Raw genomic sequence first — 17398 nt, forward strand, 5'->3', positions numbered from 1 at the left:
ATGGAAAAGGGATATATACAAGTGTATACCGGGAATGGCAAGGGTAAAACCACTGCCTTGCTGGGTCTTGCCCTGCGGGCCTGCGGAGCGGGGCTGGGGGTATATCTGGGCCAGTTCCTCAAGGAAGACAGCACCAGTGAGATACAGGCTTTGAAGGCCTACCTGCCCCAGGTAACGGTGGAGCAGTATGGGCCGGGCTATTTTATAGCAGGCAGAGAGCCCAATGAGCAGGAAAAAGCCATGGGAACTGCCGGGCTGGAAAAGGCCCGGGTGGCCATGCTTTCAGGAAAATACAGCCTGATTTTGCTGGATGAAATCAACGTTGCCTTGAGCAAGGGCTTGGTGGAATTGGATGCTGTGCTGGCGCTGATGGAGCAGAAGCCTGCCGGTGTGGAGCTGGTGCTAACCGGCAGAGGAGCGATGCCGGAAATCATCGAGGCTGCTGATCTGGTTACCGAAATGCGGGAAATCAAGCATTACTATAAAGACGGCGTGCAGGCCCGGGTGGGGATTGAGCGATGAACATACTCATTGGCGGCGGCTGTAAAAATGGGAAATCCACCCTCGCTCAGCACCTTGCCCGGGAATTGGCGGGGGAAAAGCTTTATTACATCGCCACCATGGAGCCTGTAGATGGTGAGGATCACCAACGCATTGCCCGCCACCGCCGGGAGCGGGAGGGCTGGGGCTTTGAAACGCTGGAACAGCCTCGCCACATTGAAAAGATTCTGGAGCGAAGCGACCCGGCTGGTACCTTTCTGCTGGATAGCATCACCTCCCTGTTGGCACAGGAGATGTTTTTGCCCGATGGTTCGGTGAGCCAGGAGGCGGGAAGCCTCGTCACAAAGGGGCTGACCCAGCTGGCTCAGGCCACCGGTCATCTGGTGATGGTATCCGATGCCATTTACTCCGATGCCCGCCAGTATGATAGCCTGACCCAGCTTTATCGCCGGGAGTTGGCGGGGGTAGAGCGGGCCATGGCCGCTCTCTGCGACTGTGTGCTGGAGGTTAGTGCAGGTTGTGTGATTTTCCATAAGGGAAGGGAGGCGCTGAGCGGTTTTGAAGCGATTCTTTAAAGGCTTTGTAATGACAGTAGGCATGTTTTCCATTCTGCCTGTGCCTCCCTTGTGGGAGGATAGCCTGATGCGGCTGATGCTGCCCCTTCTGCCGCTGGTTGGACTGGTGATTGGGGCGTTGTGGATGGCACTTGCCTATCTGTTGGAAGCGTCGGCTCTGCATCCGGCCATGACAGCGGCTTTGGTAGCGGTGTTCCCGTATGTTCTGACCGGCTTTATCCATTTGGATGGCTATATGGATACCAGCGATGCCGTGCTTTCCCGCCGTCCTCTGGAAAAAAGGCGGGAAATCCTCAAAGACCCCCACTTGGGTGCGTTTGGAGCCATTATGTTGGCTGGGCTGTTTTTGCTGGCTTTTGCGGGGGCATGGGCCTTTATAGAGGGAGGGGAGAACCCTCTGCTTCTGCTGCTGGTACCGGTGGTTTCCCGGTGTGGCTGTGGTGCGGCCACTTTGGCTCTGCCGCCCATTTCCAATAGCGGCTATGCCTATACCTTTCAGCAAACAGCGGGAAAACAGGATAAGCTGGTGCCGGTGATTACAGCCATAGCCGCCGGTGTGACTGCTTTTGGTTTAGCCGGCCCCCTTGGTGCGGCGGTGGTGCTGGCAACGGCAGGCGGCTTTTGTATCGCCATGGGCTGTGCTTTTCGCTCTATGAAAGGTGTGTCAGGAGACTTGGCGGGCTTTGCCTTGACTGTGGCCGAGCTTTGCGGACTGTGGGCGGCGGCGATCCTGTGAGGCGGGCGGCCCTACAAAACAGCTTGCTGTTTTGTAGCTGGGGCGGCAAAGCCGCACCAGTGCGCAAAGCGCAGCCGCCCGCCGGGTTCACCCATCAAAATATTGCCACAGAAAGGGATAAAAACAATGGTGCTGATTATAGGCGGAGCCTTTCAAGGCAAGCGGGAATATGCGCTCGGGCGTTTTGGTCAGGCAGAGGTATGGAACTGCGCACCGGAAGATACCCGCCAGCCTAGAGGGGCTGTAATTGTGGGGCTGGAGCAATGGCTCTGGGCCTTGATTCAGGCCGGAGAGGACGTTGAACAGACGCTGGAACAAGTACTGCCATTGTGGGCGGATTCGGCTGTGCTGTGCGAGGATATCACCGGCGGCGTGGTGCCCATGGATAAGCAGGAACGCCTCTGGCGGGAGGTAACTGGCCGGGCCATGACCCGCCTTGCCGGTGAGGCAGATGAGGTGGTGAGGCTGTTTTGCGGATTGCCCACCAAGCTGAAATGAGCCGCATCCATTTGATACGCCACGGCAAAACCAGAGCAAATCTAGAGCACCTTTACTGCGGGCGCACCGACCTGCCCCTATGCTCGCAAGGCATAGAAGAGCTGGAAAAGCTGAGCCGAGCCGGGCCGTATCCGGGGGCAGACTGCTTTTTCACCAGCGGTGCTCTGCGGACAGAGCAGACCCTTGCACTGACCTATGGCGTGGTCAAGAGCGAAGCAATTCTTGCGCTGATGGAGTATCATTTTGGTGAGTTCGAGATGAAAAGCTATGAACAGCTTAAGGATTTATCCTCGTGGCAAAGCTGGGCGCTGGATACCAACGGGGAAGTTGCCCCTCCCGGCGGGGAAAGCCGCAGGGCGTTTGCCGCCCGGATTCAGGCGGGCTTTGAGCAGGTGGTCTGCCGCCTTGATGGTCAGAATGGGGCGGTTATCTGCCATGGCGGGGTGATTGCCAACTTGATGGAGGCATTTTTCCCCGGAGAAAAGAATTTTTACCAGTGGCAGCCCGCCTGTGGCCGGGGGTATACCTTGGTGCTTCAAAAAGGAAGGCCAGTGGAATATATGGCGCTATAGATATTAAACTCCCCCTTCTTTCGCCGGAAAGAAGGGGGAGTTTAATGAATGGTGCATCGGAATAAACGATGCTATCGTTCACAGAGAAAAGTTATTGTTTCTGGCCTGACCCAACCGAAAAAGAAAAGTTTTACTTAGCATCCAGCCAGTTCTGGCCGGTTCCCACATCTGCATCCAGCGGAACAGTGAGGGAAATGGCGTGTTCCATTTCTTCCTGTATCACCCGGCGGGCCTGCTGTTCTTCATCCTGCGGGCTTTCGATGATCAGTTCATCGTGCACCTGCAAAATCAGCCGGGAGCGGAGCCCCTCCGCCTGCAATCTGTCAAAGACCCGCACCATAGCGATTTTGATGATATCGGCGGCAGTTCCCTGAATGGGGGTGTTCATGGCTACCCGCTTGCCGAATTCGCGGGTGATGCGGTTGGAGGAGGAAAGCTCCGGCAAATAGCGCCGCCGCCCCAGCATGGTTTTCACATACCCATGGTCGGTGGCGTAGGCAATGGTATCCTCCATATACTGCTTCACGCCGCTGTAGGTGCGCAGATAGCCCTTGATGTAGCTATCCGCCTCGGCTACCGAAACGCCGATATCCTGCGCCAGTGAAAAGGCTCCAATGCCGTATACAATTCCAAAGTTGACCGCCTTGGCCCGGCTGCGCATCACAGGGGTAACAAACAAGGGGGGCAGATCGAACACCTGCGAGGCCGTAATGGTGTGGATATCCTCGCCGTTTTTAAAGGCGGCGATCATGTTCTCATCCTCAGCGATATGAGTCAGCACACGCAGCTCGATCTGGGAATAATCGGCATCCACCAGCACATTGCCCGCTTCTGCGTGGAAAAACCGGCGCAATTCACTGCCAAGCTCGGTGCGGATGGGGATGTTCTGCATATTGGGCTCAGTGGAGCTGATGCGCCCGGTGCGTGTCAGGGTCTGCTGGAAAACCGTATGGATACGGCCATCCGGCTCAATAACCTTGAGCAGCCCATCCACATAGGTGGATTTCAGCTTGGCCACCTTGCGGTATTCCAGAATTGCTGGGATAATGGGGTGCTTATCCATCAATCCTTCCAGTACATCGGCGTTGGTGGAATAGCCGGTTTTGGTTTTCTTTTTGGCGGGCAAGCCCAGCTTTTCAAAGAGAATAACACCCATTTGCTTGGGGGAGTTGATGTTGAATTCCTCGCCTGCCATGGAATAGATTTCGGCTTGATATTTGGCAATCTCCACGTCCAGCCGCTGGCCGTATTCGGTCAGCCCGGCGGCATCCACTGCCACCCCGGCGTGCTCCATATGGGCCAGAACCTTTGCAAGCGGCAGCTCAATGTCGGTGAAAAGATGAAGCTGGTCGTTTTCATCCATGGTTTGGTAAAGCTTATCGGCCAGAGCCGGGTATACCGCTAACTGGGCAAGATGGTGAGCCAGCTCTTCCTGTTTTTCGGAATCCGGTTCATAGGGGAGCTGGTATTCCCCTGCCAGTCTCTGGATAGAATAATCGGTGGCCGTGGGGTTGAGAATATAGGCCGCAATTTCCAGATCAAAAACAAGGTTTTGGGGTGAAATATTTTTGCGCAGGCAATAGCGGTAAAGGTTTTTGATGTGGTTGACCCGCTTGGGAAGAGCCGATTCCAACAAAATTTTTGCTGTTTCCTCCAGCTCATGGTCAAAGCAGAGGCGCTCAATACAGCCTTCCCCCTGAACCGAAACAAAGATGCCGCCCGGTTCCTCACCTTCAAAGAAAAAGAGAGCATCCAGCGCCTTGGCACGGCTTATCAGTTCAGCGGCATCGGCGGCACCCAGCTCTTCCCGGTTGGTGCACTGGATTTTTGTTTCCACAGGCTGAGAGACAGCGCCCTCCACCGGATAGACGCCCAGCTTATCCATCAAACTGAAAATTTCAAGCCGGGCCAGCAGACTGTAGGCATTGGCCATATCCGCTGGGCGCACCGCATAGGAGGCAAGGCTTGTATCAATGGGGGAATCCCGGTCGATGGTAACCAGCTCACGGCTCAGGTAAGCCATGTCTTTGCCATTTCGGAGCTTTTCCCGCAGGGCGGGGCGGATATCCAGATCCTCCAGCTTTTCGTAAATGGCATCCAGCGTGCCGTGCTCCTGAATCAGCTTGAGAGCTGTTTTTTCGCCTACGCCTGCCACACCCGGCACATTGTCGGAGGTATCCCCCATCAAAGCTTTTACATCAATGAGCTGGAGCGGCTCCACGCCGTAGGTTTCCCGGATATAGGCTTCGTCGCAGAACTGGGATTGGGGCTGTCCGCCCTTGGTGGAGGCAAGGCGCACGGTTACACAGTCCCCAATCAGCTGAAAGCTATCCCGGTCTCCCGTGGCGATGACACAGGAGTTCCCGCCCTGACAGCAGCTTTTGGAAAGAGTTCCCAGAAGGTCGTCCGCTTCGTAGCCGGAAAGCTCCACTGTGGTATAGCCCAGATAGGGGAGCAGCTCTTTGAGCAGAGGGAGCTGCTGAGCCAGCTCCTCGGGCATTCCTTTGCGCTGTGCCTTGTAGCCTTCGTATTTTTTGTGCCGAAAGGTGGGGGCTTTTAAATCAAAAGCCACTGCCACGCCATCGGGTTTGGTTTCGGAGAGCATTTTCTGCAAAATGGATAAAAAGCCGTAAATAGCATTGGTGTGCAGGCCGTCCTTGGTGGTCAGCGGGCGCACGCCATAAAAGGCTCGGTTGATAATGCTGTTGCCGTCAATGGCCAGAAGCTTCATGGTCAGGTCCTCCCTTGGCCGTATGGCGGCCGTGTGGTTTTGGTATGTCTGTTTAAGAAAAGAGAATATCAATGAGCCGGATGCTGGCGGGAGAAAACATAAACAATGCAAAAGCAACCAAAGCAAGGCCAATTAAGGGCAGCTGTATCGAAAGCATCGTTTTCCAATCCAGCCTTTTACTAAAAAAGGTGAATTTGATATACAGAACCACTCCCGTGAAAAGGGCCAGTAAATACCAGACTCCCATTGCAGTACTCCTTATTTAAAATTGGATAAGCTTAGTATAACACAAAACATTGCTAAATTTTAAGAAATTTGCTAAAATCGGATGATTGAGAATACAGAAAAGCAAAGGAGAGCAGCGTTGAAACTAGGGAAAATCCAGCTGCCAAAAACGGCCGCCCTTGCTCCCATGGCCGGTGTGGGGGATAGAGCCTTCCGGGAGATCTGCCGGGAATGGGGAGCCTGCTATGTGGTGGGCGAAATGGCCAGCTCTAAGGGAATGCAGTTTCACAATCGCAAAACAGCCCAGCTTCTGGCGCTTTCGGAGGCAGAGCGCCCGGCGGCGGTGCAGCTTTTTGGGGATGACCCAGCCATTATGGCTGATTCCGCTCGCTTGGCTATGGAGTACCGCCCGGATGTGCTGGATATCAACATGGGCTGCCCCGCTCCTAAAATTGCAGGTGGTGGGGCTGGGAGCGCTTTGATGAAAACCCCGGAGCTGGCGGGGGAGATCATAGCCGCTGTCTGCAACGCTGTGGAGATACCGGTTACGGTTAAGCTGCGCAAAGGCTGGAACGATCAGCAGGTCAACGCAGTGGAAATGGCGATCATCGCCCAGCAGGCCGGTGCGGCGGCCGTGACCATTCATGGCCGCACCCGGGAGCAGATGTATACACCCCCGGTGGATCTTTCGATTATCACCCGGGTTAAGGCGGCGGTGAGCATCCCGGTGATCGGCAACGGCGATGTGGATAGCGCCCAGTCGGCGGTGGAAATGTATGAGGCCACCGGGTGTGATCTTGTAATGGTAGGCCGGGGAGCCTTGGGAGCACCGTGGGTGTTTGAGCAGATACGCCACCGGATGGAAACTGGGGAGGAGATTCCTGCGCCGCCTCTTTCGGTGCGCATGGAGGTTATGCTAAAGCATATCAGCCTTGCCTGCGCCTATAAAGGGGAATACGTGGCTATGAAAGAAGCCCGCCGCCATGTGGGCTGTTATGTGCGAGGTCTTAAAAATGCGGCGGCTTACCGGCGGCAGGCCGGAACCCTGAGCCGGTATGAAGAGCTTGGGGAGTTTGCCGCACTTATTCTGCGGGAAAATCAGGGGGAAGAAGCCCTGTAGAGGGCTTCAAATATCCATAAACAAATACGGAATTGTTCGGATTTTCGACACATTCACAGCATTCTCCCCTTTCGTTGACAAAACACCCCCGCTGGTTTAAAATGGATAAGGACTAGCACTGTGAAAAATGGGGTATAACTATGGGAAAATGGAAGCGTTTGCTGGCTGTCGGGCTGGCGGCTGTTTTGTTTCTGACTGGGGTTGGCTGCAAGGGTTCCGATCAGCCTGACCCGGATGAAGAATCCTCGCAGGAAGAGGAAGATATGGAATACCCGGTGGAGGTGGGGGCGTTCAGCCTGCGCTCCCGGCCGGGGGATGTGGTTTCCCTTTCGCCCGCTTTAACCGAAAAGCTCTATGATTTGGGTTTTGGGAGCCGCCTGACAGGGGTTTCCGACTTCTGCGACTATCCCCCTGAGGCAGAGAGCCTGCCCCGATGCGGCACGGCCCAGCTGCCCGATATAGAGGCGATCAAAGAGCTTTCGCCGGATTTGGTGCTCAGCTCTGCGGCTTTGCCGGAGGGGGCGTGGACTGAGCTTCAGCAGTCGGATATCGAGGTTGTGGTGCTGCCGCCTGTCACCGATTTGGCGGCGCTGAGCCAAACCTATCTGGATATGGCCCGCTTGCTGGAGGGTAATACCACCGGCGCTCAAATAGGAGATTTATTTGTCAGCCAGCTGGAGGATAAAACCCAGCAGCTGGCCCGCACCATGATTGATGCCATCGGCGAGGAATCCCGCAAATCGGTGCTGTATGTCCGGGTGCTGGATTTTAACGTAGCCACCGGAGATACGCTGGAGCAGCAGCTTTTAGATCTGATCGGGCTGGATAATGCGGCCGAGGCTTTTACTGGCTGGACTGTACCGGAGGAAAGCTGGAAGGAACTGGCCCCCACCGTGATCTTTTCCGATAACTCCATCACCATGAAAATGTTTGAGCAGAATGCCTATTACAAGGGGATGAAGGCGGTAATCGGGGATGTTTGGATGCCGGTGGATGGCGCGATTCTGGAGCGGCAGAGCCTGCGCTCGCTGGATTTAATGGTGGAGATGGCAAAATATGCCTATCCTGAGGCGGATTTGGCGGGTTTTACCTTTGCACGTGAAAGCGGGGAGCCGGCAGAAGAGGCTTCCGAGCCGGATGCAAGCGGCGAGGATAGCGATCAGCTGCCATTGCCCTCTTCGATCAATTGAAAATAAGCGCAAGTGTTAGAGCCGGGAATTCCCTGAGAAATGAGGGGGAGTTTCCGGCAAAAAAGTTGACACAAAGCGGTTTGCGGGATATAATTTACAATGGAATTCGTGTTGAATAGTCTTGACTGTTCAACACGACAGCTTCAAAGGGCTGGCATGCGGTGTGTCCGCAGTGCATGAATTCGTTTTTTATAGTCATTTGGGGCATTTTTGCCCTGCGAGCTTGGCTCGCATACATAAAACAAACGCCTGTTTTATGTGCAAATGACTATATATTTGGGAAAAATTAAGGCCCTGCGCGCTGCAAAGCCCGGTTTTTCTCCCTGCAACCATATAGAAGAATAACGACTTTAAGCTGAAACAGCATAAAAGTATAACGGCTTTCCCGAGAGAGCCGTGAAAGGAATGTGGGTTAAGTTTATGGAATGGATGGGACTGAATGAGCTGCGGGAAAGTTTTCTCGCTTTTTTTGAGAGCAAGGGGCATACCCGGCTGCCCAGCGCACCCTTGGTGCCCCAGGGAGACAGCAGCCTTTTGCTGATCAATTCCGGCATGGCACCGCTGAAAAAGTATTTCCTCGGCTTGGAGACACCCCCAAACAAGCGGGTGACCACCTGCCAGAAATGCATCCGCACCCCGGATATTGAGCGGGTGGGCAAAACCAGCCGTCACGGCACTTATTTTGAAATGCTGGGCAACTTTTCCTTCGGCGATTATTTCAAGGAGGAAGCCACTACTTGGGCATGGGAGTTTATCACCAAAGAGCTGAAAATCCCCACCGACCGCCTGTGGGTTTCCATCTATGAAAACGACGACGATGCTTTTGAAATCTGGACAAAACGGCGTGGTGTCAGCCCTGACCGCATTGTTCGCTTGGGCAAGGAGGATAACTTCTGGGAAATCGGCTCCGGCCCCTGCGGCCCCTGCTCGGAGATTTATTTTGACCGGGGCGAGGCCAGCGGCTGCGGTTCCCCTGACTGTGCTGTGGGCTGCGACTGTGACCGCTATGTGGAATTCTGGAATCTGGTGTTCACTCAGTTCAATTCCGACGGCGAGGGCAACTATACCCCGTTGGAGCACCCCAACATCGATACCGGTATGGGCCTTGAGCGCTTGGCCTGCATCATGCAGGGCGTGGACAACCTCTTTGAGGTGGATACAGTCCAGAATATCATGAAGCACATTGCCCGCATTGCAGGTGTAACCTATAAACAAAACGAGAGAACCGACGTTTCTCTCCGTGTGGTCACCGACCATATCCGCTCCACTGTGTTTATGGTGGGCGATGGCGTGACCCCCTCTAACGAGGGCCGGGGCTATGTTTTGCGCCGTCTTTTGCGCCGGGCTGCCCGCCATGGCCGTCTGCTGGGTATCACCCGCCCCTTCCTGTTTGAAGTTTGCGATACCGTAATCGAAGAAAACCGCACCGCCTACCCGGCGCTGACGGAAAATGCCGGTTATATCAAAGAGGTCATCCGCTTGGAGGAGGAGCGCTTCTCCAAGACCATTGCCCAAGGCATGGAGCTGTTGGGTCAGCTGATTGACCGGGTTGAGCTTTCCGGGTTGGGCAAAAAGATTATTGATGGCCTTGCCGCTTTTAACCTGTATGATACCTTTGGCTTCCCCCTTGACCTGACCAAGGAGATCGCCGCCGATCACGGCATTGAAATCGACGAAGATGGTTTTCTTGCTCAGATGGAGCAGCAGCGCCGCCGGGCCAGAGAGGCCAGAGAAAAGAACGGAGGCGTGGGCTGGGAAGAAGATGTACTGGCACAGCTGGATATCGAGGATTCCTTTACCTATGGCTCAATGAAGGTGGATTCCAAGATTCTGGAAATTGTGGCAGAAGGCCAGCGGGTTCAGGAAATTGTGCAGGGTCAGGAAGGCGTCCTGCTCTTGCAGGAGACCCCTTTCTATGCCGAAAGCGGTGGCCAGATAGGCGATACCGGCACCATTGCTCTGGGTGACAGCGTTTTTGCGGTGGAAAACTGCAAAAAATCCCCCACCGGGCATATTCTGCACATCGGCCGGGTTGTCAGCGGCAGCTTTAAAGCAGGCGAAAAGGCTGTTGCTGCCGTGGATGAAAACCGCCGCCGTGCCATTATGCGCAACCACACCAGCGCCCACCTGCTGCAAGCCGCCCTGCGTCAAGTGCTGGGCGAGCATGTTCATCAGGCCGGCCAGATGGTGGATAACAAAGCCTGCCGCTTTGACTTCACCCATTTCAGCGCCGTAACCTCGGAACAGCTCAAAGAAATTGAAGCCTTGGTCAACGGCATGATTTTGGATTCCATTGATGTTTCCACCACTGAAATGCCCATTGAGCAGGCCAAGGAACTGGGCGCCATGGCTTTGTTCGGCGATAAATATTCCGATGTAGTCCGGGTCTGCAACGTAGGCGGACGTTCCATTGAGCTGTGCGGCGGCACCCATGTTGCCAACACCGCCCAGATTGGATTGTTCCGTATTTTGCATGAAACCTCGGTTGCGGCGGGTGTTCGCCGTATCGAAGCAGTAACCGGCTCCAATGTGCTGGCCATGCTGGATGAAAAGGATGCCATTCTCCAAAGCACCTGCGAGGCCCTTAAAGTAGGCGGAGCCGCCGAGCTTCCCGCCCGTGCCGCCGCTCTGACACAGGAGCTCAAGGATTCCCAGCGGGAAATCCAGCGCCTGAGCAGCATGATGGCCGCCGCCCAGAGCCAATCCGCTCTTTCGGATATGACCGATATCGGCCCTGTGGCCTTTGTCAGCGTCAGCTTTAACAATGCCGGTGTGGAGGCTCTGCGCTCCGCCGCCGATAAGATTAAATCCCAGCACAGCAACGCTGTGGGTCTGCTGGTTTCCCGTGAGGAGGCAAAGGCTACTCTGTTTGTTTTTGCCGGGCCGGAGGCTCTCGAGGCCGGTATTCACTGCGGCAATCTGGTTAAGGCCGTTGCCGGTGTGGCAGGCGGCTCGGGCGGCGGGCGCCCCGATGGCGCCATGGGCGGTATTGCCGACCTGAGCCAAGTGGATAAGGCCATAGCGGCTGCTCCCGGGCTTGTGGAAGAAGTGCTGGCGAAGAAGTAGAACCCCCAATACGAAAGGCGGGAGAAAATGGATTGCTTATTTTGTAAGATTGCACAGGGTGAAATACCCTCCAACAAGATTTACGAGGATGATCAGGTGGTTGCCTTTCACGATATCGACCCAAAGGCTCCCACGCATTTTCTGGTGATCCCCAAGGCGCATATCCAAAGTGCCGCTCAGATTGACAGCGCAAATTCCGCTGTGATTGGGCATGTTTATGAAGTGATCGCCAAGCTGGCCCGGGAGCTCAAGTTAGAAAAGGGCTTCCGTGTGGTAACCAACTGTGGGGAAGAAGGCGGCCAGACTGTGGGGCATCTTCACTTTCATGTTTTGGCGGGTCGGCTGCTGGCGTGGCCTCCCGGCTGATGCCTTTGCTGAAGTTTAATTTGTGAAATTTAAGTTTGTGAGGTTTTAACTGTGAAAGACACCTATACCCTGAATGTTGCTGGGCTGACCCGGGAGCTGCACATTCTTCCCATCAGCGATTCCCTTTCCATTGCCGCTTTTGTCATGTTTTCCGATGTGGAGCTGACTGTGGCCTGTGCCACCGAGCTTCTCAAAATAGCCCCGGAATTCGATGTGATCATCACCGCGGAATCAAAGGGCATTCCCTTAGCTTATGAAATGGCCCGGCAGTGCGGCAAAAACTATATTCTGGCCAGAAAAAGCCAAAAGGCTTATATGCGCAACCCGGTTGGCTACGACGTGAATTCCATTACCACCAAAGGGGTTCAGCGTCTGTATCTGGATAGCGACAACTTAGCGGCTCTCAAGGGCAAGCGGATATTGATTGTGGATGATGTAATCAGCACCGGTGAATCCCTCCATGCGCTGGAACAGCTTGTGGGTGTGGCGGAGGGAACCATTGTGGGCAAGGCGGCTGTATTGGCCGAAGGCGATGCTGCCGAGCGGAAAGACATTCTCTTTCTGGAGCCTTTGCCTTTGTTCTTTCACTAAGACAATTGTTTGAGGTGTAAAATAGACTAAAAAAAGCCGGTTGACCCAATGGTCTTTCCGGCAGGACAGGTGAATGATATGAAGCGGCCACTGTATACAGCGGGACTTGTGTTTCTCCCTGTAATGTGGGCCGCTTTTTTCATTGACTGGCAGGATGCTCTGCTGCTTTCGGGGGCTTTAGCCATAGCCGGTGTTCTCATGGGGCTGACCCGGCGGCAGGAGCTTCGGGTGGTCTGCCTTTGCCTTTTTTCCGGGGCTGTGGCTTTGGGTGCTTATGCGGGCTATGTGGTGGGTACCATAGAGCCGGTGGAGGCTCTGGCCGGTCAGGAGGTGGAGGCAATTGGTGTTGTTACCCGGGTGGATTACTATTCTTCCACCTCCTATTATGAAATTAAAGCCCATTTCCCTGCGTATCCACAGCTACCTGCCACGCAGGTGCGCATCGGCTGTGTCGATCAGCTGCGTATCCAGCCGGGGCAAGGGATTCGGATTCGTTTTATCCCGGAGCTTTCCCGGGAACGCCCCAATGCCACACGCTATCAGGCCAGAGGCGTTCTTGTGCAGGACTTTGTAAGCGCGGCGCAGGTGGAACGGGCCCAGCCGCCTTTTCCTGTGACAGCGTGGTTCCTGCGGATTCGGGAGCATCTGGCGGAAAAGCTTTCGCCTCTGATGACCGTAGAAGGCGGTCAGGTCATTTCCACCATGGTTCTGGGCACCACCGGCATGGTGTCGGCTGATCTTTCCACCGCCTTTAACCGCACCGGAACCACCCATCTTCTTTCCATTTCCGGGATGCACCTTTCTATCCTGATTGCGGCGGCACAGCGCCTGCTGGAAAAGCTTCGCCTGCCCCGGCGGGCGGTGAGCCTGCTCTGCATGGGGGTCATTCTGGGCTATGCCGCTTTGGTGGGATTTTCCGCCGCTGTGCTGCGCTCTGCCTCCATGTGGCTGATCATGCTGTTGGGGCCGGTGCTTTCCCGAAGAAGCGACGGCCTGAATTCCTTGGGCTGTGCCTGTATTTTTCTCTGCATCCTGCGGCCATATTGGGCCTTGAGCATGGGGCTGTGGCTTTCGGCGGTTTCCACTTGGGGCATCCTACTGGTGGGCTCCAAATGGTCGGATCGACTCTACAATCGCCTGAAAGGGAAAGACGTTCTGCGCAACCGCTTCTTAAAAGCCATGGTGGCTCCGGTGATGATTTCGGTTTCCGCCGCTTTGTTCACCATGCCTTTACAGGTTGCCATGAGCGGGTATGTTTCACTGGTATCCCCGCTAACCAATCTGCTGGTAACCCCTTTTGTGGGGATTTCGGTTGTAGCAGGGCTGCTGGCTGCTTTTCTGCCGCTGCCGCTGGCAAAGCCGGTTGCCTGGGCGGCGGATTTTGCGGTGAGCATGATCGATGAGATCGCCCGGCTTTTTGCCAAAGCCCCCGGAGCGGTCTGGCCACTGAACCAGCGGTATCTGCTGGTTTGGGTGGCCGCTGCGGGCGTGGCTGTTCTGTTGGTGCGGGTCTGCAAGGGCGGGCGAAAAGCCTGGCTTGTGAGCGGGGCTTTGTGTGTGATCGCCCTGTGTATAGGCAGTATTTTCCATACCACTATGCGGCAGAATAAGGTGGAGCTGGTAACCCTTGAAAACATCAATACCGCCGTGCTCATTCGGGGCAAACAGGCGGTTTTGCTGGGAGCGCCCCAAAAATACGACGGCACCCGGCTGGTGGAATATCTGACCTTTCGAGGCATCGATCAAGTGGATGCGCTGGTGGCGTGGGATAGCACCGCCCTGATGAATTCCGGCCTGACCCGGGTGTGTGAGGATTTCCCGGTGGATTTTGTCATTGGCCCCCATGACCCTGTGGTGTTGGCGGCTCTTTCCACAGCCTGCCGGGCGGATGCCTATACAGCGCAGGGCCTTTCCATGGAGGTTTTAGGCGGTGTGGTGCTGCGCCCTTTACCGGAGCAGGAGGGGCTTTTTATTGCAGCGGGGCAGGAGATTTATTTTCAATCCCCCAAGGAATATGCTATACTGGAAAAAGATCCGCCCCCATACAGCGGAACACTATTCCGGGAGGGTGTGGCGGTGAAATACCGCGACGGACAGGCCTTTTTGCCCCGGAAAGAGTTTTTCTATGGCGAAACAAGACTGATTTTGGAGAGTAGCCCATGAATTATAAGGATCATACACAGCTTAAAAAGGATATTGCCGCCGGCAAGCTGGAAAATGCCTACCTCCTTTATGGCAGTGAGGAATATTTGGTGCGGGGCTATGCCGGTCTCATTGCCGATAAGGCAATCCCCGGCGAAAAGGATGCCTTTCGCTACAGCCGCCTTTCCGGTGAGAAACTGGATGTGGATCTTTTGTATGATACCGTGGAGGCGCTGCCCCTTATGGGCGGGAGCAAGCTGGTTTGGGTGGATGGGCTGGAGGCGGATAAGCTTTCGCCGGAGCAGTTTGCTCTGTTGGAGCAGATTCTATCCGATGTGCCGCCCTCTTGTGTATTGCTGATTACGGCGGCTGCCTCTGCTTTTGGAGCGAAAAAATCCGCCCGGGAAAAGAAAATACTGGCCCATATGGAAAAAGCCGGGGCCACCGCAGAAATGGGTAAGCAGACACCGGGTGACCTGGCGAAATTCCTAGTCAAGCAGGCCAAGCAATATGGCTGCACCATTTCGACTGCCCTTTGCCGGGAACTGATCAACCTTTGCGGCGGCGATATGCTGGTGCTGCAAGGGGAAATCGCCAAGGTTTGCGCCTATGCGGGCGGAGGAGAGGTTTTGCCCGAGCATCTATCGGCGGTGGCGGTGCCCAAAATGGAGGCTCGGGTTTTTGACCTGACCAAGGAGATTCTGGCGGAAAACTACAAGGGTGCGATGGAAATACTGGCCAACCTCTTTTATCTGCGGGAATCTCCGGTGGCGATTTTGGCGGTGATGGCCATGACCTACGCCGATCTTTACCGGGCAAAGATTGCCGGCCAAAGCGGCCTGCCCGCTGTGCAGATGATCGGGGATTTCGGCTACAAGGGGCGGGAGTTCCGTGTCAACAACGCTCTGCGCTTGAGCCAAAAGCTTTCGGTGGAGTATCTGCGCCATTCGGTGCAAACTCTTCTGGCACTGGATTTGCGCCTGAAAAGCGCGGGTGCCGATGGCCGAGCCCTGCTGGAAGAGGCTGTTACCACCCTGTTTGTACTGCGTAAAAAATACTGGTAGCCCTTGGACTTTAAAGCAAAAGGAATGACCCCAATGGAAAAGCTTTCCCTTTCACAGGTGGTTGTGGTTGAAGGAAAATACGATAAAATCAAGCTGGAATCGGTGCTGGATGCCACCATTTTGGTGACAGGCGGCTTCCAGATTTATAAGGATAAGGAATTTTTGGCGATGCTTCGCACTTTGGCAAAAAAGCGGGGGCTGATTATCCTCACCGATTCGGATCGAGCGGGCTTTCAGATTCGGGGCTATCTGGCCGGGGCAGTGGAGCCGGGCTGCCTAACCCATGTGTATATCCCCGATGTTTTTGGCAAAGAGAAGCGCAAAGCCGCACCCTCCGCCGAGGGAAAGCTGGGCGTGGAGGGCATCAGCCCGGCTGTTCTACGGGAGGCTTTTGCCAAGGCAGGTGTCCTGCCTGGTTCACCCAAAACAGGGCGGCCTATTACCAAGCTGGATTTTTTTGAGGATGGGCTTACCGGTGGGCCTCAAAGCCGGGCACGGCGCAGGCTGCTGCAAAAGAAGCTGGAGCTGCCGGAGCTGCTTTCCGCCAACTCCCTTTTGACCGTGCTGGGGGCTATGATGGGCTACGAGGAATACCGCAATCTGGTGGATAGCCTTGACTTCAAGTAATAATTAAGATTTATAATACTTTATGTAATTAAAATTGAACCGAAAAGGAGGTCACCCCTTGACGCTTACATCCATATCCTTTGGATTGGTTTTTCTGCCCTTGGCTGTTTTGGCAGTGTGGGGAACACCTCCCTCGTGGCGGCAGCGCACACTGCTGGTTCTTTCGCTGGCTTTCTTTTTACTGGCGGAGCCATGGAGCCTGCCCATGGCCATAACCTCTATCCTGCTGGATTTTGGTGCTGTTCGCCTCATGGCGCAAAAAGGCAGTGACCGCCGCTGGCGGCGTTTCTGTATGTGGTTCAGTGTCATCAAGAATATCATTATGCTGGCCGTTTCCGGCGCTTTGCAGCAGCTTTATGGGGCGGGCATGCCCTTTGGCTTGGTTGTCTATACTCTCACTGCCATGGCGGCTGTGGTTGATATGTATAAGGAAGAAATTCCCTGCGAGACCGATTTGGGACGCTTTGCGCTTACCTGCCTTTTTTTCCCCAAGATGTTTGCCGGGCCGCTGGTGGAATATCGGCAATTTTCTCTCCAGATGGGCGATATTCGCCTTAAGGGCGCAAAGAGAATGTGGGGGTTGGGGCAGTATATTCATGGTATGGCTAAAAATGCGGTTATTGCTGTGGCACTGCAAAAAATTTACTTGAGTATCTGTGGCTTTCAAACGGCAGATATCACCGTTCTTTCGACTTGGAGCATGGTTCTTGCACTGGCCTTTACCACCTATTTTTCTCTTTCCGGTTTCAGCGATATGGCGGTGGGCTTGGGCCGGGTTTTCGGTTTGGAGCTTCCTAAAAACTTCTATTATCCTTATCAGGCTCGAACCGTGGAGGATTTTTTTGACCGTTTTAACATCACGGTCAGCGCTTTTGTGCGCAAATATGTCTACTTCAATCTGGATGCGGATCAAAACGGTGTGATTGCCACCTGCCTCAACCTGCTGGTGGTGGGCCTTCTCACCGGCCTATGGTTTGGCCTTCGCATCAACTATATGCTTTGGGGAGCCTATCTGGCGGCTTTTATTATGATGGAAAAATTTCTTTTCCCTAAGGTGTTCGATTTTATTCCCACCCTGTTTTCCCGCATCTATGCCTTTTGCGTGGTGCTTTCCAGCTTTACCATTTTTGCCGGGGATTCCCTGACCCAGACAGGCATTTTTATTCGCCGTATGTTCGGTTTTGGCGGAGTGGGGCTTTACAACACCAAAATTTTGTATCTGCTTTCTTCCAACTGGCTGATCCTGGTGATTTCCTGCTTTTTTGCCACCAATATGGCCGATCTGATCATGACTTGGCTGCGCAAAACAGCACCCCGGCTTTCGCAGATGATTATGGCCGTGGTGGATTTTGGCATTCTTTGCTATGTGGCGGCCTTGCTGCTGACCGCCTGAT

The 17398-nt window shown here is 54.6% G+C and carries 16 protein-coding genes; 14 read left to right on the top strand and 2 right to left on the bottom strand.

From position 1 onward, the window contains the following. The 5 genes from U6B65_12160 to U6B65_12180 all read left to right on the top strand — a co-directional run bounded on the left by U6B65_12160 (position 1) and on the right by U6B65_12180 (position 2882). Entirely contained in the window at positions 1 to 522 is a 522-nt protein-coding gene (locus tag U6B65_12160) for a cob(I)yrinic acid a,c-diamide adenosyltransferase (protein ID WRS27073.1), read from the top strand. Then, positions 519 to 1076, top strand: coding sequence for a bifunctional adenosylcobinamide kinase/adenosylcobinamide-phosphate guanylyltransferase (locus tag U6B65_12165; protein ID WRS27074.1), 558 nt, complete (start codon positions 519 to 521; stop codon positions 1074 to 1076). Before U6B65_12160 ends, U6B65_12165 begins: the two co-directional genes overlap by 4 nt. Further along, on the top strand, positions 1060 to 1812 hold the full coding sequence (locus U6B65_12170) for an adenosylcobinamide-GDP ribazoletransferase (GenBank protein ID WRS27075.1): 753 nt from the start codon (positions 1060 to 1062) through the stop codon (positions 1810 to 1812). Before U6B65_12165 ends, U6B65_12170 begins: the two co-directional genes overlap by 17 nt. Before the next feature lie 126 nt (positions 1813 to 1938). Then, positions 1939 to 2310 carry a bifunctional adenosylcobinamide kinase/adenosylcobinamide-phosphate guanylyltransferase gene (locus U6B65_12175; protein WRS27076.1) on the top strand — a complete coding sequence of 124 codons (372 nt, stop codon included), beginning with the start codon at positions 1939 to 1941 and terminating at the stop codon, positions 2308 to 2310. After that, positions 2283 to 2882: a phosphoglycerate mutase family protein gene (locus U6B65_12180; GenBank protein WRS27077.1), complete on the top strand. Its 600-nt coding sequence runs from the start codon at positions 2283 to 2285 to the stop codon at positions 2880 to 2882. The genes U6B65_12175 and U6B65_12180 overlap by 28 nt, the downstream gene beginning before the upstream one ends. A gap of 130 nt (positions 2883 to 3012) precedes the next feature. On the opposite strand, the gene polA is transcribed toward U6B65_12180, so the two are convergent. Next, entirely contained in the window at positions 3013 to 5613 is a 2601-nt protein-coding gene (gene polA, locus U6B65_12185) for a DNA polymerase I (GenBank protein WRS27078.1), read from the bottom strand. Between the two features lie 52 nt (positions 5614 to 5665). Beyond that, positions 5666 to 5860, bottom strand: a complete 195-nt coding sequence (locus U6B65_12190) for a hypothetical protein (GenBank protein ID WRS27079.1) — start codon at positions 5858 to 5860, stop codon at positions 5666 to 5668. Positions 5861 to 5977: 117 nt separating this feature from the next. On the opposite strand from U6B65_12190, the gene dusB reads away from it, so the two are divergent. The 9 genes from dusB to U6B65_12235 all read left to right on the top strand — a co-directional run bounded on the left by dusB (position 5978) and on the right by U6B65_12235 (position 17397). Then, positions 5978 to 6958 (top strand): tRNA dihydrouridine synthase DusB, encoded by a 981-nt coding sequence (dusB, locus tag U6B65_12195; protein WRS27080.1) that lies wholly within the window; start codon positions 5978 to 5980, stop codon positions 6956 to 6958. 140 nt (positions 6959 to 7098) lie between these two features. Further along, positions 7099 to 8148, top strand: coding sequence for a helical backbone metal receptor (locus U6B65_12200; GenBank protein WRS27081.1), 1050 nt, complete (start codon positions 7099 to 7101; stop codon positions 8146 to 8148). Between the two features lie 420 nt (positions 8149 to 8568). Beyond that, the gene (gene alaS / locus U6B65_12205) at positions 8569 to 11214 is read left to right on the top strand and encodes an alanine--tRNA ligase (GenBank protein ID WRS27082.1); all 2646 of its coding nucleotides are present in this window, start codon (positions 8569 to 8571) and stop codon (positions 11212 to 11214) included. Between the two features lie 27 nt (positions 11215 to 11241). Then, entirely contained in the window at positions 11242 to 11580 is a 339-nt protein-coding gene (locus tag U6B65_12210) for a histidine triad nucleotide-binding protein (protein ID WRS27083.1), read from the top strand. 51 nt (positions 11581 to 11631) lie between these two features. Then, on the top strand, positions 11632 to 12171 hold the full coding sequence (locus U6B65_12215; GenBank protein ID WRS27084.1) for a phosphoribosyltransferase family protein: 540 nt from the start codon (positions 11632 to 11634) through the stop codon (positions 12169 to 12171). Positions 12172 to 12249: 78 nt separating this feature from the next. Next, positions 12250 to 14334 carry a ComEC/Rec2 family competence protein gene (locus U6B65_12220; GenBank protein ID WRS27085.1) on the top strand — a complete coding sequence of 695 codons (2085 nt, stop codon included), beginning with the start codon at positions 12250 to 12252 and terminating at the stop codon, positions 14332 to 14334. Then, positions 14331 to 15377 carry a DNA polymerase III subunit delta gene (holA, locus tag U6B65_12225; protein WRS27086.1) on the top strand — a complete coding sequence of 349 codons (1047 nt, stop codon included), beginning with the start codon at positions 14331 to 14333 and terminating at the stop codon, positions 15375 to 15377. Before U6B65_12220 ends, holA begins: the two co-directional genes overlap by 4 nt. A gap of 33 nt (positions 15378 to 15410) precedes the next feature. Further along, positions 15411 to 16004, top strand: a complete 594-nt coding sequence (locus U6B65_12230; protein ID WRS27087.1) for a DUF4093 domain-containing protein — start codon at positions 15411 to 15413, stop codon at positions 16002 to 16004. 58 nt (positions 16005 to 16062) lie between these two features. After that, positions 16063 to 17397, top strand: coding sequence for an MBOAT family O-acyltransferase (locus tag U6B65_12235; protein ID WRS27088.1), 1335 nt, complete (start codon positions 16063 to 16065; stop codon positions 17395 to 17397). Position 17398: the final 1 nt, after the last annotated feature.

The sequence above is a fragment of the Oscillospiraceae bacterium MB08-C2-2 genome (assembly GCA_035621215.1).
GTDB lineage: Bacteria > Bacillota > Clostridia > Oscillospirales > Ruminococcaceae > WRAV01.